Here is a 21,815-nt window from a genome sequence, read left to right on the forward strand (position 1 = left end):
TTATGATCGGCTTATATTGAATGTGAGTTTTAAATTTTATTTCGATTATAAATTAATGCGATACCTTCAAGACTTAGAAAGGGAACTACTTCATTGATAATATCGGTTTTTTTTGCGATAACCTTAGCTAACCCACCTGTTGCTATAACTTTAGCAGATTGTCCTAATTCTGACCGAATATCTTTGATAATTCCTTCAACAGAATGGATTGTACCTTTTAATATTCCAACCTGAATACTCTCTTCTGTAGTTTGCCCAATATTAAACTCTGGAATCTTTAGTTCAATTAGCGGGAGTTTTGCAGCTCTCCTATGTAAAGCGCCAATTGAGGTTTCAATTCCAGGTGCAATTACACCACCAATATAATCTCCACTTTGGTCAATACAATCAAATGTGGTAGCTGTTCCAAAATCCAAAATAATAAGGGGCTTACCATAATTTTTAATACCAGCCACAGCATTGCACAGTCTGTCTGCACCAACAGTTTTTGGATCACGGTATTTCACGTTCATTCCCAGATCCAAATCTGAATTAATGATCATTGCATCAATACCAAGATATTTTTGACTCATCCAGACATATGCCTGCGATAAATCCGGAACAACCGAGGAGATACAAACGCCAGTAACATCAGAGAAATTATAATTGCTGTGTTGGAAATAATCTTTAAGAAGAATACCGATTTCGTCTTCGGTTCTGGCCAGTGAGGAAGTAATACGCCAGTGAATTTTTATTTCTGAATTAACAACCAATCCAAAAACTGTGTGGGTGTTACCAATATCGACTACAAGTATCATACTAATAAAAAGCTCTATCGTTGATTAGTTATTACCCGAGTCCGTTCTCTAAAAAATCCATCCATGTTAAAAGGCACAAATTTTTCACCATTTGAATTTTGACAAATCCTATGTATTGTCATTCAAATAGTGATACATTCTGATACGAACTCGAATTTATGTTTTTTTAGGAATTAAATCCATTGTATAAAAGCCTTTTTATTTTCAACTCAATTTCCATATTGGAAAACTATCCAAAAAAGGGCGTACAAAAATATTTAATTCAATCACCTTATTTTCGGCCTGAATTACCACAAGTTTTCTTTTTTTTTATTTATGTCAATTGGATTTTTTATAACGATTTATTGAAGCTTATAACCTTTCCCATGATATATTATCTCCAACATCAATTTGATAACGATCCGTAAAACCTGCACGGACCTCTACCACAAACTGGGCCGGAATGCCTGAAGGATATAGATTTTCGGAATGGGGGACTGTATCTTTGTGAATTTTCACAATTTTATATGTGGCGTCAATAAAAATTATATCCAAAGAAACAGGTGTTTCTTTCATCCAGAAAAAACGTTGAAGTTCATCTTCATAAGTAAACAACATTCCCTGGTTTTCCGGGATGTCTTCACGAAACATAAAGCCTTTACTTTGCTGATATTCATTTTCAGCGATTTCAACTAAAACTTCTAATTTTTTTTTATTAGAAGAATCATAAAAAACAACGCGGCCTTGCTTTAATTTTGTTTTTTGTGGATTGTTTTCCTGGACATCTTTCTGAATGGATAATGTGCGGTTTACGCTTAGTTTGTAAAACATGGACATGCCAATTACCACGGAAAATATAATGATCATATCCAGCATAGACATGCGTCGTGATTTCTTTGCAGCTTTTTTGGGGTCTACTATTTTCATGGTTTTTATTTGAGTTTTGTCATCTTAGACTATTTTTTTAGACCTGCCAGATAAATTTATTGTTTTCTAAAAAGAATATCAATTGCTCTATTGTTTGTTGTGATTTCCGCTCAACGGATTCTCTTGTATTAAAGGCATTATGTGGTGTTAACAAAACATTGTCCATATTCATCATTTTTTGAACAGCTATCACTTCTTCATCCGCACTCAGAGCTTGTCGAAGGGGAGCTTTTCCCGCACCCTGAGCTTGACGAAGGGAAACAGCCAGCTTTTTCTCATGATCAAAAACATCCAGAGCAACACCCGCAATTTTCTGGTTTTCCAATTGATTTAGTAAGATTGAAGAAGGTGAAATTTCACCACGGGAAACATTTATAAAAACAAGATTTTTTTTTACCTTCTGGAAAAACTTTTCATTAAAATAGTCTACATTGTCTTTTGTCAGGTTCATTGCGCATACAATAATATCCGCTATTTGTGCACCTTTTTCAGGGGAAATATATTTTACATCTTTATGCCGTTTCACTATATCAACCCCAAAAACAGTCATATCTAAACCACGGCCAATTTTAACCATTTCATAACCTATATTACCAACCCCGTATACAACGAGTGTTTTCTCCTGTAGCTCATATCCGGTTAAACCATCGCGTTCAAATTTTCTAAATTGCCTAGTTTGTTCAGATAGTTTTCTAAGCAACACAAGGATTGACATCAAAGCATGTTCAGCTACAGCACGATTACAGTAAAGCGGCAAATGCCCCATTCGGATTTGAGAATTTGTTTTTTCCCGGTACTCCAAAAGATGATCATAACCTGTACTACGTGATATTATGGCATCCAATTTATCTGCCCAGGATTCCGGATAAATACTTTGTGTACGTGTGCTGATTATTTTTGCAGGAGGTAACTCATGCCCTGCTTCCTGAATTGTTTTCCAGGTAAATCCTGCTTCAACATTTTTGGGTAAGAATTTTTTCAATGAAACTTCTTCTTCTTCAAAAGCTTCATAAAAATAGATTGTTTTCATTTAAATTCTATTTTTGGTAATAATTTTATTATTTCATTTGCAGCATTAGAAGGGGTTATTTCATTTTTAGTGATCATATCTTCCAGTTTTGAAAGATTCATTTTCACATTTTCATTTTCAAAAATTTTTTGGTGGATTTGCTCTTTTATTAAATTGTGCATCCAGGCTTTATTCTGGTTCTTTCTATTTTCAATAAACAGCCGATCTGATTTCATTTTCTGTATAAACGATTCAGCTGTAACCCAAATCTCGGAAATACCTTCTCCGGAAAGTGCAGAACAAGTTAATACAGGAACTTCCCAATCAGGAACCGATGTTGACAAATAGTGAACTGCTAAACGTAATTCTCTTTTTGCGGCCAGTGCTGCTTTCTTATTATCACCATCGGCTTTGTTTATAACGATTGCGTCTGCCATCTCCATAATGCCTTTTTTAATTCCCTGCAGCTCATCACCCGCTCCTGCAATTTGTACAAGAAGAAAAAAATCGACCATAGAACGTACTTCAATCTCTCCCTGGCCAACACCCATAGTTTCAACTAAAATAATATCAAATCCTGCAGCTTCACAAAGCAGTATTGTTTCACGGGTTTTGCTAGCAACACCACCCAAATTTCCTCCGGATGGTGATGGGCGAATAAAAGCATCTTTGCTTTGGGCAAGCTTTTCCATACGGGTTTTATCTCCCAGAATACTGCCACCGCTTCTGCTACTGCTGGGATCAATTGCTAACACCGCTACACGATGGCCTTGCTCAATCAGGAACAAACCAAGAGCTTCTATAAGAGTACTTTTTCCGGCACCGGGAACACCTGTAATTCCTATTCGGATCGATTTTCCGGAATGGGGAAGTATTTGCTTGAGTAGATTTTGCGCCTGATCAAAATGCGATGAAGAGTTGCTTTCAATAAGCGTTATAGCACGGGCCAAAGCGACTCGATCTTTATTAATAATTTGTTGAAAATATTGTCTTGTGATAAAAGTATTTGATGTTTTATTCAAAGGATTATTCAAGGTTTGTTTTCTGGATTTTGTCTATTATTAAATATTGAATGTATTATTATCAGATTATCTTCAATGGAGGAGAAAGGAAATCTGCTTAAAATGCATCTATGAAAGTTTTTATGTGGTTTAGGATAGACTTCCGGATAGTCCTGAATTTTATGAAGTGAATCTTCAATGCTATTTAAAAAAATTATACCAAGATCTATTTTTTGCTGCTCATACCAGTCAAATGCAATTTTAATATCAGAAGCTGCTCTTTCCGTATATTGAATTTTCATTTACCAGCTGTTCTTAAATTATTGTGAACTGTTTGCCAGTCATAGGTTTTTAGTTCGCCTTGGCGAAAGAGCTCATATCTTTTATCTAACTCGGCTTTCTGCCAATCATGCATTGGGAGTACATTGTTTTGTTTTGCAATAGAATCCCATATTTTTTCAACTAAGGTAATTTTTTCATCAACTTTAAGTTGATCTATTTCTTTAATAAGCTCTTTTGTATTCATTTTGACCCACTTTTATTTTATAATTAATTATATGATAGTGAGTAATAAATGGGAATGCAAATCTTACAAACCATCAACGAACCGATCTTTATTAATTGTCTGGTTTGGTTAGCTTTTCAAGCAACAATTTTGCGGCGTCCGGAATAACTGTGCCCGGGCCAAAAATGGCTGTTGCGCCGTGTTTATATAAATAATCATAATCCTGTTTTGGAATAACACCGCCTATTGTTACCAGAATATCATCCCGCCCAAGATTTTGTAATTCTTTCACCAATTGCGGAAGAAGTGTTTTATGCCCGGCCGCCAACGAACTCATCCCGATTATATGAACATCGTTTTCTGTTGCCTGGCGCGCAGTTTCCTCTGGTGTTTGAAAGAGCGGACCGATATCAACATCAAAACCAAGATCTGCAAAAGCTGTGGCAATTACCTTTGCACCGCGGTCATGGCCATCCTGCCCCATTTTGGCAACCATAATTCGTGGACGACGGCCTTCTTGTTCCTCGAATTTTTTTGCCAATTGAATTACTTCTTTAATTTTAGCATCGTCCCCAAAACTGGAACTATAAACACCAGAAATTGATTTTGTCACTGCTTTATGTCTCCCAAAAACTTTTTCCATCGCATCGGATATTTCTCCCAGGCTTGCTCTTTCACGCGCAGCAATCACCGCTAATTCCAACAAATTACCATCGCCTTTTTCAGCGCAGTTTGTTAAGGCTTTCAAAGAAGATTGAACCTTCTGTTCATCACGGTTCTCCCGCAATTGTTTCAGCCTTTTCAATTGTGATTCACGTACTGCATCATTATCTACTTCAAGAATATCCATCTTTTCTTCTTTTTCCAGGCGGTATTTATTAACTCCAATAATGGATTCTTTTCCTGAATCGATTTTCGCTTGCCTGCGTGCAGCCGCTTCTTCTATGCGTAACTTAGGCAATCCTGTTTCGATTGCTTTGGCCATTCCACCCAATTCCTCAACTTCTTTAATATGCTGCCAGGCTTTTGTGATAAGCGCATCCGTCAAATATTCCACATAATGCGATCCTCCCCAGGGATCTATAACATTGCAAATATCCGTTTCTTCCTGCAAAAAAAGTTGCGTGTTACGCGCAATTCTGGCTGAGAAATCTGTCGGCAATGCTATCGCCTCATCCAAAGAATTTGTGTGCAACGATTGTGTATGTCCCATAGCGGCAGCCATAGCTTCGAGACAAGTACGGGTAACATTATTATAGGGATCCTGCTCTGTTAAACTCCAGCCACTTGTTTGAGAATGTGTTCTCAGAGCCATGGATTTTGGATTTTTTGGATTGAACTGTTTAATTAATTTGGCCCATATAAGTCGGGCAGCCCGCATTTTGGCAATCTCCATAAAATAGTTCATACCCACGGCCCAGAAAAAAGAAAGGCGTGGAGCAAATGTATCTATATCCAGTCCAGATTCGATTCCTGTGCGAACATATTCCAACCCATCTGCAAGTGTGTAGGCCATTTCTAAATCTGCTGTTGCCCCTGCCTCCTGCATGTGGTAACCGGAGATACTAATGCTGTTAAACGCAGGCATATTTTTGGATGTGTATTTAAATATATCACCAATAATTCGCATCGATGAAGCCGGAGGATAAATATAAGTATTGCGAACCATATACTCTTTTAAGATATCATTCTGGATCGTCCCTGAGAGTTTTTCGATTGGAACACCCTGCTCTTCCGCAGTAACAATATAAAATGCCATTATTGGGATTACAGCACCATTCATAGTCATTGAAACAGAAATTTTGTCCAAAGGAATCTGATCAAACAGAATCTTCATATCAAGAATAGAATCAATTGCAACACCGGCTTTGCCCACATCACCCACAACCCTGGGATGATCAGAATCATAACCGCGGTGAGTTGCCAAATCGAAAGCGACAGATAATCCCTTTTGCCCGGCTGCAAGGTTTCTTTTATAAAAAGCATTACTCTCTTCAGCTGTAGAAAATCCTGCATATTGACGAATTGTCCATGGACGCATAATGTACATGGATGCATAAGGGCCACGCAAAAATGGAGGGATTCCGGCGCTGTATTTTTTATGGTTTAAATCCGCCGAATTTGCTCGAGTAAAAATTTGTTTTACCGGAATTTGCTCATTGGTTTGCCAGGTCTTTTCATTATCTAAAGCATTAAATTCTTTTTCTTTAAAAGTGTTAAATGCAATTTTTGTAAAATCAGGTTTCATTTGTACTTTCTTACCAATATTGACTGTTTATTTTATCTCAGAAATAGAAATATAATTCGATATTATGAATTTCGTTCTAATTTTTCTAAAACACGGGATTGAATTAGCGGTTTTATTTTTTCTGCAACATTCCCGGAAAAATTATCAAATGATATTTTTTTCTCAGGTTTTTCTATCTTCACTTCTTCCGGATTTGGATAAATATTTGTTCCAATTGCTTTGCGCTCGCCTTTCTCAAATGCAAATACTTGTTTTTCTGCATTTTTTATTACATCATCCTGAAACGTGCCATTGCGGATCAGTTCAACGATTCCACCGGCTGCTTCAATTTCCTGAAAAACCTGCCAACTTTTCTCCGCCAGATCAATTGTCATTTTATCCAGGTATCCTGAACCAGAGGCAGGGTCAATTACTTTATCTATATTACTTTCTTCAGCTAAAACAATTTGAATATTGCGGGCCTGACGCATGGAGAACTCATCAGGTTTTCCAACAGCTAAATCAAAAGGCAAAACATCAAGTGAATCACAGCCACCAATAATTGCAGAAAAAGCAGCGCTTGTGGCCCTTAACATATTTGTCCACGGATCTAATTTGCTCAAAAAACGCCAACTGGTTTCAACGTCAATCATCAACTTGTTTTCTTCAGAATCGACATTATATGCATCACAAACATTTTTCCACAAAATACGCAAAGCCCGTAGTTTTGCGATTTCCAAAAACTGATCATTTCCAACAGATATTTTAACTCGAATCTTTGGAATAACCTTTTCAGGCCGGATTCCCAAATTAGCCAGGTAATTTATATAAGTAACCGCGACAGCAAGGAAATAGCTTAATTCATTTAGTTTATGCCCACCGGCATTATGAATAATATTTGCCTGGATTGTAAAAACATCAATATTTGGAAAGTCATTGATTTGATTAAAGACCGGCAGAATAGTATCTAAAATGGTTTCCATTGGTTTATCAAAACCACCATATTTTAATGCTCCAGAAATCGGATCTACTCCAAGGGCAGATGAAATTTTAGCATTGTCAATATCATTTTCTACAGCATATTTCTTCAACCAGTCAAATATTTTATTTCCGCTATTTAAGGCATCAAAAAGTAGAGGCACCTTATTTAAATCAATGCCCTCAAACAGCTTGTCCATTGCTTTATATTCTGTGAGATGGACATTGCCCATTATTTCCGGAATATGTGCCGCTTTACTACCAAACTGGGAAACAAGATCAAGGTCAATATTTAAAGCAGTTTGCCCTTTTGATAAGGCATTAATGGCAGAGCTGTTGAATGTGTCATTTGCAGCAAATAATTTTTGTGCTACGCGGCAATTATTTTCACGATCTGTAATCCCGAGGTTCAAATCCGGCCGGTCTTCAGAAGTGTAAATAGGTTTTACTAAAATATTTTCTTCTGTTGAAGTAAAAAGGGTTTCTTTTAAATCCTTTCCTTTAAGCAACTTTTCAGCTGCAGCCTGCCAATCATTTTCAGAGGGGAATTCAAAATCTTTGGTTATGTTAAATTTATCTTGTTTCAATTTTATCTCTCTTTTACCAATAATTCACCAATTAAAATTTTCTCTTTTTAAGATATACTATAATACCACTCTTTTATAACCTAAAGACAGTTCTCCAAAGTTAACAAGCAAGCCGAGTCGGCAATGAGAAACTTTCAAATAATTTAACGTTTGTGCAAGATGTTCATCTTTTAAACTTTTAATTCCCTTTACCTCCAAAATAATTTTTCCATAAATGACAAAATCCGCAAAAAATGCATGAGGAAGGACAACGTCTTTGTAATTTACTAAATATTCTTTTTCTCGCTCAAATGGAATTCCAGCTTTATTAAACTCATATTCAAGTGCATCTTTATAAACTATTTCTAAAAAGCCTTTTCCAAGATTTTTATGTACTTCCATGCATAAGCCAATTATTCTATAGCTTTCACTTTTATAAATAAAATTACCTTCTTGATCTTTTTGCCATGGTTTCAACATATTAATTAACAAAGAATATTTTAATTTATAGCCACTGATTCACAGATTAGAGCAATAAAAATAAATTCTTTTAATCTGTGAATTTACGGCAAAAGTTGAATTAATTAGATTTTTGTTTTTTACATCTTTTGAAAAAATGATTGTATTTAGCGACTGATTCACAAATTTCAGCAAATAACATATTCTTTTAATCTGAGAATTTGTGGCATTAATACTAATTAAATGAGTAATGCGTATAGAATTACTCCACGCCTTTTATTTTTATTAAAGCTTGGTTTTGTGTAACTGTATCCGCCTCACTAACTGAAACTTCAACAATTTCGCAATCAAATGGTGCTTTAATAATATTTTCCATTTTCATCGCCTCAAGGATAAGCAAACCTTCGCCTTCTTTTACAACTTCACCAACAGCAGATTGAATTTTCACAACCAAACCGGGAATTGGTGCTTTAATTGTTTTTTCGCCCTTACTTCCTGAGGCAGCTTTTACAAGTTCTTTAACCTGCCGTGTTCGTTCATCCTCAACGGTAACATGAAATAAATCACCAACAACACGCACATGGTACCCATCTTCATTATTGCTAATATTTACCATAAAAGCCATATTGTCTTTTATTAAAGAGAATCGTCCTTCACCTAATGGGACAAGTTCAACATCAAGTCGTTTTCCATCTTTAGCAAGATAATTTTCGCCATTTTCATCAACCCATTCGTAGTGGAATTCATTGTTTTTTGTGTTAGCAAATATTTTCATTTTCTCTCACTTTTATCAAAGTTTACAGCCTTGGCTACATCTAATCGAGACTAAAGTGCATTACGGCGGTGAACTGTTTTCCAATTTGATTTTTTCGAACTTCCCGAGTTGGGTGTGTTAAGTGTTACTTTTTTCTTTTCTTCCATTTGCCCTAAAATTGCCGCCAGCGCTGCAATCTCAGAGAACTCCTGTGGTTCACTAAATAGTGAGTCTGTATATTCCTCAATGAATTTTGTTGTAAAATCTCCAGATTGAAATTTTGGATGTTCAAATACTCTGATCAAAAAAGGAATAGAAGTTTTAATCCCACCGATCTGGTATTCACGCAAAGCCCGTTTCATACGCTCCATGGCTTGTTTGCGGTCTTGGCCCCATGCACAAAGCTTTGAGATCATTGGATCGTAATAAAGTGATATTTCGCTGCCCATGGTTACACCGCTGTCTTCACGGATTCCGGGTCCATCTGCCGGATTTAGAAATTCAATCACACCAGGTGAAGGTGCCCAGTTATTATCCGGATCTTCTGCATATAAACGGCATTCAAAGGCGTGTCCCCAAAACTTTAAACTACTTTGTTTAATTCTTAATTTTTCGCCTGCCGCGATATGAATTTGTTCTTCAACCAAATCGAGGCCATTTACCATTTCTGTAACCGGATGCTCTACCTGCAAACGTGTGTTCATTTCCAGGAAATAGAAGTTCCTATTTTTATCCACCAGAAATTCAATCGTGCCGGCGTTTTGATAATTACATGCCTTGGCCGTATTAATCGCGGCTTCCCCCATTTTTTTTCGCAAATCATCATCCAGCAGTGAAGATGGAGCCTCCTCAATCACTTTTTGATGACGGCGTTGAATGGAGCATTCCCTTTCACCAAGATGAACTACGTTGCCATGTTTGTCTGCTAAAATCTGAAATTCAATATGGCGCGGTTCTTCAACAAATTTCTCGATATAAACGGCATCATCGTTGAACGCCGCTTTGGCTTCCCTGGCTGCCCCTTCAACTGCCTCGATAAAATCCTCATCTTTTTCTACAAGGCGCATTCCTTTTCCACCACCACCCGCAGCAGCTTTTACCAAAACAGGATAGCCAATCTTACGGGCAACTTTTTGTGCTTCACTGGAATCAGTTATTGCATCTTCTGTTCCGGGAACTGTGGGGACTTTGTTGGCAATCATCAAAGTTCGGGCTGCTGTTTTATTACCCATGGTGCGGATTGATTCTGCTTTAGGGCCGATAAAAACCATTCCGGCTTTTTCAACAGCCTCTGCAAACTCAGCATTTTCTGACATAAAACCATATCCGGGATGAATTGCTTCTGCTCCACAGTTTTTAGCAATATCCAAAATTTTCTGCCATTGTAAATAACTTTCCTGAGATGTTTTTCCGCCAAGGGCATAAGCTTCATATGCACTATAAACAAACGGACTTTTTCTGTCAACATCCGAATAAACTGCCACAGATTTTATACCCATTTCATTACATGTGCGAATAACACGTAAAGCAATTTCCCCACGATTGGCAATTAAAATTTTTTTAAACATTGGCTTTTCCATCATGTACAATAGTAATCTACTTACAAAATTATTTTGAGAATATACAAAATCTTAAAAATATTTGGCTAAAAAAGTAAACCTGCACAAACAATAATAATTGATTTTTTTTCTTCTGTTACCTTTACCGGAAAAAATCATCAAAATTCCAAAACTAAAAATATACGGAGAGATTAAATGAGTTATTATTTTTCAAAGATTATAAATGAGAGTTTTGAAGATGCAATTAGTAAAGTAACCGATGCTTTACAAAAAGAAGGTTTTGGCGTTTTAACAGAAATTGATGTATCGGCAACATTGAAGAAAAAACTGGATGTTGATTTTAAACCTTATAGAATTCTTGGGGCCTGTAATCCTCCTTTTGCTTATGAAGCACTAAAAAATGAAGATAAAATTGGTGTGATGCTGCCCTGCAACATAGTTGTGATCCAGCAGGAAAATGGTGTTGAAGTCTCTGCAGTAGATCCAATGGCCTCTATGCAGGCTGTACAAAATGAAGCTCTTGGAGATGTTGCCGGTCAGGTTCAGGAGAAACTAAAAAGTGTGATTGATAGTTTGTAAACATGTTACAAAATTTGATAAACGAAATTGTGATTTTGATAATTAGCTAGTTGTACATAAATTTGATTTGCCAAAAGAGGAGGATCAAATTGGATTTGTTAAAAAAAATTGAAAAAGAGATTGAAGGTCTAACAAACCAGGAGCGGGCTTTTTTAGCTGACCGTTTGCTGGGTTCTCTTTCAGAAAACAAACAATCTGAAGTTGATGAAGCCTGGGTCGAAGAAGCAGAACGGCGTTACGAAGATTACAAAAAAGGTAACAGGCCTGGAGTTGAAGCTAAAAGTGTATTTCATAAGGCAAACCTTTTACATAAATGAAAGCCATTTTTGACCCTGAAGCGCAATCAGAATTTCTCGAAGCTGTCAGGTATTATGAGGATAGTAAAGAAGGCTTAGGAAAACGGTATCGTCAAAGTATTGAAAACGCAGTTTTACGCATATCAAGTTCTCCCCTCCTCTATAGAATTATCCACCCACCGTTTCGAAGGATTCTTCTAAAAAAGTTTCCATATGCTATTATTTATACAATCGAGCCAGACCATATCCGGATTATAGCAATTGCTCATACAAAACGGAAACCAGGATACTGGTTAAAATAATTCTAAAAGAAATGAACTGTTAGACCTTTTCTAAAAATCTTATCAAAACAAGGTATTAAAGTTTAAATCCAGCTTGATTAATCATCAATATCAAATTCCACGAAACTTAATGCCGAATTAACAACTTCTCAAGCAAGTCAAAGGCTCCTTGTACAAGCAATGCTAACAACGCAGCAGGAATAGCCCCTTCTAAAATTAAAGCTGTGTCATCAAGACGGATACCGGTTAAAATTGGCTGTCCATAGCCACCGGCACCAATAAGTGCGCCAAGTGTGGCCGTCCCGATATTTATAACAGCTGCCGTTTTTATACCTGCTAAAATTGAACGAGCCGCAAGAGGCAATTCTACAAAACGCAGACGATCTGTTCTATTTAAACCCAACGCAATTGCTGATTCCGAAATATGAGTTGGAATATCTTTAATGCCGCTGTAAGTGTTACGGATTATTGGAAGCAGGCTATACAGAAACAGAGCCATCATTGCCGGTTTAGCGCCAATGCCCAAAAGAGGAATCATAAAAACAAGGATGGCAAGCGATGGAATAGTTTGGATAATCCCGGCGATACCTAAAATTATAGAGCTGCCCTTCTCAATTTTAGATGCAATTATCCCCAAAGGAATTGAAATAAGTATGGCCAGAGTAAGTGAAATCATTACAAGAATCAGATGTTCAGTTGTAGTTTTTTTCAACCTATCCCACAGGTTTTCTTCAACAACCTCAGTATTTAATTTGAGTTCTTTGTTGAGAAAATCTGCAGCTACCCGGGACGATGGAATTTTGTCATTTTTAACGCGGGCATTCATATTAGCCATTTTGGCTTCATCAATTTTGCCAACTAATTTTTGCAAACCTTTCACAAAGAGCGGCACGCTATCAACTAACTCTTTCCTAATCAAAAAATAGGCCTGATACTCCGGAAAGTGGTTATAATCATCTTCCAGAATAGACAGATCATAATATTTGATTTCGGCATCTGTCGAATACAAGTCCATTACATCCAATGTGCCTGCGGCCAATGCCCTGTAAGCCAAATCATGATCCAATCCTTTTACATTTTTGTGTGGCAGATTGTATGCAGTTTGCAATGCAGGCCAGCCATCTCCACGATCCATAAATTCATTAGTAAATCCAAAACTCAACTGGGTGTATTTGCTCAAGTCTGAGATTTTGCGCAATTGAAATTTTTCTGCTGTCTTTTTAAGTAAACCCAAAGCATAAGTATTATTAAATCCCAATGGGCCAACCATTTTAATACCAAGGCTATCCATGTGGTTTTTCATTTCAGACAAATCGGCAAATTTTTTGTTTGAAAATATTTCCTGGCTCATGGTCCCGCTGTATTCCGGGTAAATATCAATTTCGCCTTTTAGCAAAGCACCCCATAACACCCTCGTTCCACCCAACTCAGCTTTATGCTCTGCAGAAAGATCATTTGATTTGGCGATGTGGTTGGCAATATCTCCCAAAATTACCGACTCTGTAAATTTTTTAGAACCGATTTTTATGGAAGTTTGGCCAAAGGAAAATGATACTATCAAAAATAATAACATAATTGTAAATAGAGGAATCGAAAAGCTGTCTTTCCCGTTTGTTCTAAGCTGGAATCTAAATCTCCTAGTTTGAGATTTGCGATAAACGTATTCGGGAATAACAATAATGGCCAATTTACTCATCACCCAACTCCGGTAAATGGCTACGCTGGGCACGAATGAATTCTGATACAAATGTATTAACAGGATTTTTTAACAAATCTTCAATTGTACCGGATTGGATAGCCTGCCCATTGTTCATTAAAACAATATCATCTCCAAGATATGCAGCTTCATGTAAATCATGCGAAACCATTAAAACTGTTTTCTTAAGACTTCTAAAAATTTCAAGCATACTGTCATGCAATCCTGAACGGATGATTGGATCGAGCGCTCCAAACGGTTCATCGAGCAAAAGTATGTCTGGGTTAAGCATAAGTGCTCGCATCAAACTTACACGCTGGCGTTGTCCTCCGGAAAGCTGTCCCGGGAAACGATTATAATTATCTTTGGAAAAATGTGTAAGGTCTGCTAGCTCTTCCAGCCTCTCTTTTATTTTTTTCTTTTCCCATTTCAGTCGTGTGGCCATTAAACACACATTTTGAGCTGCTGAAAGATTTGGAAAAAGGCCACCTTCCTGGATAACGTACCCCATTTTCAATCTTAAGGACTGGATAGTCGAATTGTCTACTTTGTCTTTTTTAATGAAAATTTCGCCGGAGGAAGGAAGGATCAGTCGATTTATAAGACGCAGAATTGTTGATTTGCCACAGCCGCTTGGGCCAATTAAAACTGTTGTTTTGCCGGAAGAGATAGATAAGTTAAAATTTTTTAGAATGGATTCTTGCTTGTAAGAAAAAGTAATATTTTGAAGTTTTATCATAAGCAAATAGCAATCCTGGTAAGTTCCAGGTAGATATGTTAAATCATTGATTTAGAAATCTTGATTGTTTTCTCCAAAAAATCCATAACAGCTTGTTGCTGATTTTTCTCATTTTGAAAATCACTTGCAGTTAAAATTGCAGAAACAAATCCGGTGATGTGCCATTTCCCGTTTCCTGGCAGTTCTTCATTTTTCAATTTGCTATAATGAGGATATGGCCAGGGTGAAACATAATAATAAGGTTCGTCATAATTATCATCACCCGGTGAATATCCCACTCCAATGGATTTCATTTTCTCAGGATCTGTATTCTCTTCGATTACAATTAACATTCCCAAATCAAAATGATGTGGCCAACACCGGACATTTGATGCGCCTTTATATTGAGATGCAATTTTCTGTAAAACTAAATTGGCATTAGAAAAATGATTTGAGTGCTCCTTAAACAATTCCGGATCAAATAGATCATAAGGTGCTCCATTTGCCTGGTCTGTTTTTGGAATTTCGTAATGCAGCTTTAATGTCAGTTTTGAAGGATCAAAATTGCTGGACTTTAATGCATTATTATACCAGGAGATAGCTTGCTCATTTGTTTTTCCATGCAGGTTAAACTCAGAAAAATCGTGGTCTTCATCCATTAAGATAAGTTTAAGCTGTTCAAAGTTTATGGCAAGACGCAATTGCATATGGCTACCGAATGCAGAGCTTTCAAATGCTTTAAGATCATCCAGCCATTGCATATTTGTATGGCTATCATCTGCCTTATTTTGAACAAAAGAAACACCCGTGGCCGCTAACAATTGAGAAGCCTGGTGTAATTGCAAGCGAACTTGTTTAAGCTTTTCTAAATCCACATTTCGGATAACCTGCCAATCCATAAAACCTCCACTTTACCAGAGAAGCAATCTTTGATCTAAATTAAATAACAAATTTTGTAAAATATTTTTCTTAATTAATAACTGCATCCTCAGCCAAATCAAGTAGTTCACTAAAGTCAAAATCAGATGCTGTTTCTTTAATTGCTTTAAATCTTATATCACGGCCACGAATTTCAACCAAAAATCTCTTCGCGACTATAATCTGAATTTGTCCACGCTGCAGATCGGAATCGTACTCTTCAAAGGCTTTATGACCATCAATTTTTGATGTACGTTCAAACCCGGAACCCGATTCCCTATCAAATTCTGATATGGCCCAACCGATTGATCCCAATTTCATAAATCCGGACATATTTCCCATATCAATAATTTTGATTTTTATTTCTGGATCTTCATCTTCATTAAAATATAAGCCCTCTACTTCAGAGATATTTATCCCCATTGCCGCATTACTTTCACCGCTGGATTTTTGTTTTGGAAGTCCGGCAGCTTCCTTTGGTAAACTGGTTTTAAGTTCGCGATAATTTATTGCTTTAACTTTTGAATTACCGGCCATCGCCTCTCCAAATTTCTCCATGGCCTCAGCCATATTCTCTGCATTTTCTTCAATGGATTCTTCCATTTCTTCAGCCATTTGTTCTGCAGCTTCAGCGATTTGTTCGGCTGCTTCTTCCATTTCCTCAGCGGCTTCTTCAATTCGCTGCTGGCGTTCTGATTTACAGGAGAATATCAATAAAATTATTGCTGTAAATAAAAAGAAGGACTTTAACATAATACCTCCAAAATTTTTAAAATCATTCAGGGTTAATTGAAAAATCAAAATGCAACCAAATGGTCCTGGCAAATCGGAAAATAAAAGGCACCATTACCAGACTAACGCTACCCAACAATAATCCAATTTTCCAAAAAGGTATTTCCAATGCGGTCATTATTAGCATTATTGGCGCAACAATAAAAGCATATAAAAAGTTTGCAATTATTATAGCAGATGTAAAATACCCCTCTTCCCGTTCAAACTTAAATCCACAGTAAGAACAAGTTTGATTCATTTGGAAAACACCTTTAAACATTTTCCCATCTTCACACTTTGGACACTTTTGAAAAACCATTGCATTTAAACTCATTGACTTTTTTATTTCCCTACCTGTTTATAAACATGACTTTTATTTTTCCATTTTTTTCCGACAGTTTTACTACTCCTGCAAAATCAATATTTATGTTAAATAAATTTTTGAGCGGCATCTCCAGAATATTTGCCAAAATTGCCCTAATTGTCCCTCCATGACTTACCAAAATAATATTTTCTGAATCACTATTTTTTAGCTCTCCAAAAAAGTCCATTATTCTGTCGCTCATTTGCCTGTATGATTCTCCTCCAGGAGCTTGCCTGTTCACAAAATCTTCAATCCAGAAATTCAAAGATTCTTTTTCAATATCATCCCACGGTTTCATTTCCCATTCACCAAAATTGAACTCTTTTAAACGGTCATCAAAAATAACCTTGCCCACATCCAGAGCTTTCGCCAGTTTAGCACATCTTTTTAAAGGGCTGGAGAAGATTTTAAAATTGTCAAGCTTTGGTAAAACTGATTTAATCCTGCTAACCTCATCATCAAAACTGTCTTTTACATCAAGATCGGTTTGACCATAACAATAAATTAATTCTATATCCGGGGTAGTATGTCTGATAAGGTAGATGTTCATAAATCTTAAGTAATTTGTGATGGGCTAATGTACAAAAGCAGCTTAAAAATGGAAATTGTTTTTAAATTCATAAAACGTGTAAAATAACGCTAAAATAGTTTGAACGACAGAATTGGTGTATTTAAATTGTTTTATCAATCATAAAATTAAAAAGATCGAGGCTCTTTGTATGCAAAACAATCCAAATCAACATTTAATAGTTTTAGACGTCCGGCCAATACTCCAATCCGGGAATGATCCATTTAATGAAATTATGAAAGCAGTGGCAAACCTGGCCGAGGAAGATACTTTACAAATAATTAACACGTTTGAACCCATTCCGCTAATTAATAAAATGAAAGCCCGAGGTTATAAATCATGGACTGAAAGACCGGAAGATGGCGTGATACATACCTTTTTTAAAAAAGAACAGGATAATAAAACGAGTGAAAAGCTGCCAGAGGTTGAAGAAACAGATGAGATAAGTTTTCAACAAAAAGTTGAATTCTTCGGAGAGAAAAAACACACAATAGATGTTCGTCATCTTGAAATGCCGGAACCAATGGTTGCAATTCTCAAAGAAATTGAAACTTTGGATGATGACCATGCTTTGTTTGTTGAGCACAAAAAAATGCCACAGTTTTTATTGCCAGAACTAAAAAACAGAAACTACGATATAATGTTTAATGAACTCTCTGAACACCATTTACAATTATTAATTTTTAAAGCCAAATAGCAGGATTTTTTTTTGAATAATTTACAAACAGATAATGCCCCATCCAGTGGTGTAGTTATTCCCCCATTTATGATTGGTGCATTGTCATTTTTCGCATTGTCAGTTTTAACCATTCTGGCAGAAACGGATCTGTTGGGGCCTTATTACAATGGCCGGATTTTGGCAATAACCCATTTAGCTGTTCTGGGTTGGGGAACAATGATTATTTTTGGAGCTTTGTACCAATTAATCCCTGTTGTTTTTGAAACTGCTCTCTTCAGTGAAAAATTAGCCAAAACCACAACTGTGATATTCTCATTAAGTACAGCGTTGTTAGTATACTCATTCTGGACAGATAACTATGACAGTTTATTAATTCTGGCCTCTTCTTTGATGTTTTGCTCTTTTTCCATGTTTATTCTAAATATTTTACTCTCAAAGAAAAACAGTAAAAAAAACATTCAATCCAGATTTATCTCAACATCAATTTATTGGCTATTTCTAACTGTCTTATTTGGGTTGCTGATTTCGATTAATTTTAAATATCCATTTCTTGCTCAAGTTCATTTGCACTATTTAAAAATTCACGCACACTTAGGGCTAGTTGGCTGGTTTATTCTTTTAATTATTGGCGTCTCGTCAACACTAATCCCAATGTTTTTAATTTCTCATAATTTAAATAAAAAGAAATTAGATATATCTTTTTTCCTCGTAAATATTGGCCTTGCTTCCCTGGCTCTGGATTGGCTTTTTCTAAATTCAAAATATCTGCCTTATTTATACTGGTTCATAATTTCAAGCGGGATATTTTTCTATTTTTCGTATATCATGGAGTCGTATAAAAAGAGGTTAAGAAAAGAATTAGATGTGGGGATGAAATATACTGTAGCTGCAATTTCACTTTTATTAACTCCGATAACAGTAGGTTTAATTATATTAGTAGATCTTAACTTTGAGCACGATTTTTTGCTGCGGGTTACTACTCTTTATGGTTTCACAATAATCTTTGGATTGATTTCACCACTCATTCTTGGACAAACTTATAAAACCCTGCCATTCATAATCTGGTTGGAAAAATACAAACAATATGTTGGGAAATATAAAACCCCAATGCCCAAAGACCTATATTCTGAGAAAATTGGGTGGCTACATTTATATACTTATTTTTCATCAATTATTACACTTGTAGCGGGATTATTATTTAATCATTATATTCTTATAAATTTAGGAAGTTACTTATTTCTTATAACCGCTGTACTCTACAATATTAATGTTTTTAAAATTATTTTTCATAAAACAAAAACCGAAGGCTTATAATAATGAAATCAAAAGAAGAAATAAAAAAGATAGAGTCAGAAATTGAAGAAATTCTTTACACTGTTATGGATCCTGAAGTTGAGTTGAACATTGTAGACCTTGGCTTACTGTATTCAATAGTTTATGATGGAGACAAAAAAGTAGACATAATTATGACACTATCAACCCCGACTTGCCCACTTGGTGATGCCATTGTAAATAATGTGAAGCATTCAATATACAGCAAGTTTCCGGAATTTACCGCAAGGGTTGAAATCGTTTTTGATCCACCCTGGTCGCAAGAAATGATTAGTGAAGCTGGCAAAATGAAGTTAGGAATGTAGATAAAAAAAGCCCCGAAAAATCGGGGCCTTTTCATTCAAATATTTACTTTAAATCCTTAAAATTCTCTGCAACAACATCCCAGTTTACCACATTAAAAAAGGCATTCAAATAATCAGGGCGCCTGTTTTGATAATTAAGATAATAGGCATGCTCCCAAACATCTACACCAAGAATTGGTCTGCCTTTAACATCGGCAACATCCATTAACGGGTTATCCTGATTTGGCGTTGAACATACTTCAAGGTTTCCGGCATTATTAACAATCAGCCAGGCCCATCCAGAACCAAAACGTGTTGCACCTGCTTTTACAAAGGCCGTTTTAAATTCATCAAATGAGCCAAAAGTAGTGTTTATCGCAGCAGCCAAATCACCACCAGGTGTTCCGCCACCATTGGCGCCCATAACACTCCAGAAAAAAGAATGGTTCCAGTGTCCGCCACCATTGTTACGAACTGCATTTTGGACTCCTGCCGGTAAACCGCCAATGGCACCAATCAAATCTTCAAGGGATTTATTGTCTAACCCCTGGCCTTCAATTGCGCCATTTAAATTATTTACATATCCCTGGTGATGTTTTCCATGATGGATTTCCATCGTACGTGTATCTATGTGTGGATCTAATGCGCTATGTGCATAAGGTAAATCAGGTAATGAAAAGGACATTATATGTCTCCTATAAATTGAATATTTATGGTTATATTAAAAATATATAATTTCGGGTATTATTTAAATTTCAACCCAAGTTTGATTGTTTCTATTTCTGTGAGATTTAAACCATTTGGCAATAAGAAAAATTCCTATAAAAATAATAGGAGTTGCAATCATAAAAACTAAAATTTCCGGAGTAACGATTATTGTTATCCCAAAAAGAATTAAAAGAATTCCGGACAGTAAAAGGTAGCTACTTGTTTTTCCACTATTTCCAAAATTAAAAGAATTAATCATTTTTTCCCTTCAATTTAACGTGTTGTTTTCATTGGGTGAAATAAAGGATTGATATATAGTTTTAAATGAGGCAATATCTTCTATCAATATTTCAAAATGTATGTTTCCGGTTTCATCTTTACCGCTGATTCCTGCATTTTCCACTATAACTTTATTACCATGTTTTGAGCCGGCAGGAACTGCAACTGTCAATTTTTTACCATCCGGACCAGGCATTGTTTTTGAACATCCAATTTGAGCTTCAGCCGGAGTTACCACTAAAGGTGCATGTAAATCCACACCTTGAATTTTATACAAAGGATGATCTAAAACTTTTAACTCAATAAAGATATCACTTTTAATCTCCGTGTCGCTCAAATCTCCAAAATCTTTTAACCTGATTATTTGGCCGTTGTTCACTCCCGGATGAATATTAACCTTTACTTTCTTTCCATTATCCAAATAGATAAAAAAATTACCACCGGAAAGAGCTTGCTCCAGTGTTATATTTTTATGATAAATTATATTATTTTTATTCATTTTATTAGATCGCTATTATTGGTTAACCAGTTTAAAGCAATCAATATGCCAAAATTAATCAAAAGTAGTTTATGCCCATTATATCAGGCTCTTTAATAATTTAGCACATTTTCAAAATTTTTCTTATATGATAGAATGACTTACTCGTGGCAGGTTTTTAAATAGATTTGGCACATTGATCGGTCAATTAATGTTTACAATAAATACAAACACTATTTTATTTTTGCTTCGATCTTATCTTTCACGCCTTTAATTTTTGTAAGCTCAGTGGTGATGTTGCCAACCAAAACTTCACTTTTCATTTGGATCGGAATTTTTTTATCATCATCTGTTAACCAGACTTTTAAGCGTCCTTTTTTCTTAAATAATCCTTCGCCTTTAATAATCGGCTCCACTACGATACAGCGAAACTTTCCAGCCTCAACTTCAATTACTTCCTTTTTGTGAACAAGAACCTCTAAATCATATACTTTTTTCTTTTCATGATTTGTAAGAAATAAAGATTCGCCGACCTTTAAATCAAATCTTCGAATGTAATAAAATGAGGATAAAATGTCCTGGCAATACGGAGGAACAGCTACATCGTATTTTTTTCTCTTTCGAACTTCCATATCGCTGGTATAGCGGATTGTTTCAACTTTTGCCAGCGAATCTAATGGATGATAATCTGTAAACAAGTCGGCCAGGTAACTACCTTCCCGTAATTTTTTCTCAAACCGGATTGGGTAAAAATCATCAAAGTCAACATAAGAATTTACAACATCATCTACTTTATAAATCCAGCTAAAACCACTTGCGCTTTTTGCTGTCGTCTGTAAATGAAAAACTTGTGTCGTGTCATCATACATTTTCGTAAAAACTTTCATTTTAGCAGATCCGGCAGTTATAAACCCATAACGAATTCTAAATGAAAGTACTTCACCATTTTGAAATGGGGTTGTTTTTGAAAGGACAGGTAAATCGACATCAGTCTCTACTTGTACACTATCTCCAATATTAAAAACTGCTTTCTCAGGATTGGATTTATTACTGGCTGAGATACTTACAGCCAGAAAAAGGAATACTATTTTTAATATTATCAT

Annotated in this window: 26 protein-coding genes; 6 read left to right on the forward strand and 20 right to left on the reverse strand. The window is 35.9% G+C overall.

From position 1 onward, the window contains the following. Nucleotides 1-29 precede the first annotated feature (29 nt). The 11 genes from HND50_03780 to accC all read right to left on the reverse strand — a co-directional run bounded on the left by HND50_03780 (nt 30) and on the right by accC (nt 10,770). Nucleotides 30-797, reverse strand: a complete 768-nt coding sequence (locus HND50_03780) for a type III pantothenate kinase (protein ID NOG44321.1) — start codon at nt 795-797, stop codon at nt 30-32. A gap of 351 nt (nt 798-1,148) precedes the next feature. Continuing rightward, nucleotides 1,149-1,703 carry a DUF192 domain-containing protein gene (locus HND50_03785; protein ID NOG44322.1) on the reverse strand — a complete coding sequence of 185 codons (555 nt, stop codon included), beginning with the start codon at nt 1,701-1,703 and terminating at the stop codon, nt 1,149-1,151. Nucleotides 1,704-1,740: 37 nt separating this feature from the next. Continuing rightward, the gene (locus tag HND50_03790) at nt 1,741-2,733 is read right to left on the reverse strand and encodes a hydroxyacid dehydrogenase (protein NOG44323.1); all 993 of its coding nucleotides are present in this window, start codon (nt 2,731-2,733) and stop codon (nt 1,741-1,743) included. After that, nucleotides 2,730-3,746, reverse strand: coding sequence for a methylmalonyl Co-A mutase-associated GTPase MeaB (gene meaB / locus HND50_03795; protein NOG44324.1), 1,017 nt, complete (start codon nt 3,744-3,746; stop codon nt 2,730-2,732). Before meaB ends, HND50_03790 begins: the two co-directional genes overlap by 4 nt. Further along, nucleotides 3,743-4,015, reverse strand: a complete 273-nt coding sequence (locus HND50_03800; protein NOG44325.1) for a type II toxin-antitoxin system RelE/ParE family toxin — start codon at nt 4,013-4,015, stop codon at nt 3,743-3,745. The genes meaB and HND50_03800 overlap by 4 nt, the downstream gene beginning before the upstream one ends. Then, on the reverse strand, nt 4,012-4,239 hold the full coding sequence (locus HND50_03805; protein ID NOG44326.1) for an addiction module protein: 228 nt from the start codon (nt 4,237-4,239) through the stop codon (nt 4,012-4,014). Before HND50_03805 ends, HND50_03800 begins: the two co-directional genes overlap by 4 nt. Nucleotides 4,240-4,330: 91 nt before the next feature. Further along, nucleotides 4,331-6,466, reverse strand: a complete 2,136-nt coding sequence (gene scpA / locus HND50_03810) for a methylmalonyl-CoA mutase (GenBank protein ID NOG44327.1) — start codon at nt 6,464-6,466, stop codon at nt 4,331-4,333. Nucleotides 6,467-6,528: 62 nt separating this feature from the next. After that, entirely contained in the window at nt 6,529-8,010 is a 1,482-nt protein-coding gene (locus HND50_03815; GenBank protein NOG44328.1) for a hypothetical protein, read from the reverse strand. Nucleotides 8,011-8,067: 57 nt separating this feature from the next. Next, nucleotides 8,068-8,469 carry a GxxExxY protein gene (locus tag HND50_03820; GenBank protein NOG44329.1) on the reverse strand — a complete coding sequence of 134 codons (402 nt, stop codon included), beginning with the start codon at nt 8,467-8,469 and terminating at the stop codon, nt 8,068-8,070. 241 nt (nt 8,470-8,710) lie between these two features. Then, nucleotides 8,711-9,223 (reverse strand): biotin/lipoyl-binding protein, encoded by a 513-nt coding sequence (locus HND50_03825; GenBank protein NOG44330.1) that lies wholly within the window; start codon nt 9,221-9,223, stop codon nt 8,711-8,713. Between the two features lie 50 nt (nt 9,224-9,273). Beyond that, entirely contained in the window at nt 9,274-10,770 is a 1,497-nt protein-coding gene (gene accC / locus HND50_03830; GenBank protein NOG44331.1) for an acetyl-CoA carboxylase biotin carboxylase subunit, read from the reverse strand. A gap of 186 nt (nt 10,771-10,956) precedes the next feature. Between accC and HND50_03835 the strand changes: the two genes are divergently transcribed. From HND50_03835 to HND50_03845, 3 genes are all read left to right on the forward strand, one after another. Further along, a complete protein-coding gene (locus tag HND50_03835) occupies nt 10,957-11,340 on the forward strand; it encodes a DUF302 domain-containing protein (GenBank protein ID NOG44332.1) in 384 nt (127 codons plus the stop codon). Between the two features lie 89 nt (nt 11,341-11,429). Next, complete coding sequence (locus tag HND50_03840) at nt 11,430-11,657, forward strand: addiction module protein (protein NOG44333.1); 228 nt, start codon at nt 11,430-11,432, stop codon at nt 11,655-11,657. Then, nucleotides 11,654-11,938 carry a type II toxin-antitoxin system RelE/ParE family toxin gene (locus HND50_03845; GenBank protein NOG44334.1) on the forward strand — a complete coding sequence of 95 codons (285 nt, stop codon included), beginning with the start codon at nt 11,654-11,656 and terminating at the stop codon, nt 11,936-11,938. Before HND50_03840 ends, HND50_03845 begins: the two co-directional genes overlap by 4 nt. Nucleotides 11,939-12,044: 106 nt before the next feature. On the opposite strand, the gene HND50_03850 is transcribed toward HND50_03845, so the two are convergent. The 6 genes from HND50_03850 to cobC form a co-directional block, all read right to left on the reverse strand. After that, a complete protein-coding gene (locus HND50_03850; GenBank protein ID NOG44335.1) occupies nt 12,045-13,490 on the reverse strand; it encodes an ABC transporter permease subunit in 1,446 nt (481 codons plus the stop codon). A 115-nt stretch (nt 13,491-13,605) separates the two neighbouring features. Beyond that, nucleotides 13,606-14,352, reverse strand: a complete 747-nt coding sequence (locus HND50_03855; GenBank protein NOG44336.1) for an ABC transporter ATP-binding protein — start codon at nt 14,350-14,352, stop codon at nt 13,606-13,608. Nucleotides 14,353-14,390: 38 nt separating this feature from the next. Beyond that, on the reverse strand, nt 14,391-15,230 hold the full coding sequence (locus HND50_03860; protein ID NOG44337.1) for a hypothetical protein: 840 nt from the start codon (nt 15,228-15,230) through the stop codon (nt 14,391-14,393). A 70-nt stretch (nt 15,231-15,300) separates the two neighbouring features. Next, nucleotides 15,301-16,002, reverse strand: a complete 702-nt coding sequence (locus tag HND50_03865) for a hypothetical protein (GenBank protein NOG44338.1) — start codon at nt 16,000-16,002, stop codon at nt 15,301-15,303. 22 nt (nt 16,003-16,024) lie between these two features. After that, nucleotides 16,025-16,279: a DUF983 domain-containing protein gene (locus tag HND50_03870; GenBank protein ID NOG44339.1), complete on the reverse strand. Its 255-nt coding sequence runs from the start codon at nt 16,277-16,279 to the stop codon at nt 16,025-16,027. 91 nt (nt 16,280-16,370) lie between these two features. Next, the gene (gene cobC, locus HND50_03875) at nt 16,371-16,934 is read right to left on the reverse strand and encodes an alpha-ribazole phosphatase (GenBank protein NOG44340.1); all 564 of its coding nucleotides are present in this window, start codon (nt 16,932-16,934) and stop codon (nt 16,371-16,373) included. A gap of 169 nt (nt 16,935-17,103) precedes the next feature. On the opposite strand from cobC, the gene HND50_03880 reads away from it, so the two are divergent. From HND50_03880 to HND50_03890, 3 genes are read left to right on the forward strand one after another with little or no spacing between them, the layout of a single operon-like run. After that, entirely contained in the window at nt 17,104-17,649 is a 546-nt protein-coding gene (locus HND50_03880; protein NOG44341.1) for a DUF2249 domain-containing protein, read from the forward strand. 12 nt (nt 17,650-17,661) lie between these two features. Further along, nucleotides 17,662-18,945 (forward strand): hypothetical protein, encoded by a 1,284-nt coding sequence (locus tag HND50_03885; GenBank protein ID NOG44342.1) that lies wholly within the window; start codon nt 17,662-17,664, stop codon nt 18,943-18,945. Between the two features lie 2 nt (nt 18,946-18,947). Continuing rightward, nucleotides 18,948-19,268, forward strand: a complete 321-nt coding sequence (locus HND50_03890) for a DUF59 domain-containing protein (protein ID NOG44343.1) — start codon at nt 18,948-18,950, stop codon at nt 19,266-19,268. A gap of 43 nt (nt 19,269-19,311) precedes the next feature. Here the strand turns inward: HND50_03890 and HND50_03895 are convergent, their stop codons facing one another. The 3 genes from HND50_03895 to HND50_03905 form a co-directional block, all read right to left on the reverse strand. Then, nucleotides 19,312-19,932: a superoxide dismutase gene (locus HND50_03895; protein NOG44344.1), complete on the reverse strand. Its 621-nt coding sequence runs from the start codon at nt 19,930-19,932 to the stop codon at nt 19,312-19,314. A gap of 291 nt (nt 19,933-20,223) precedes the next feature. Continuing rightward, a complete protein-coding gene (locus HND50_03900; GenBank protein NOG44345.1) occupies nt 20,224-20,733 on the reverse strand; it encodes a hypothetical protein in 510 nt (169 codons plus the stop codon). A gap of 212 nt (nt 20,734-20,945) precedes the next feature. Continuing rightward, nucleotides 20,946-21,815, reverse strand: a complete 870-nt coding sequence (locus HND50_03905) for a DUF3108 domain-containing protein (protein NOG44346.1) — start codon at nt 21,813-21,815, stop codon at nt 20,946-20,948.

The organism is Calditrichota bacterium (genome assembly GCA_013112635.1).
Lineage (GTDB): Bacteria > Calditrichota > Calditrichia > Calditrichales > J004 > JABFGF01.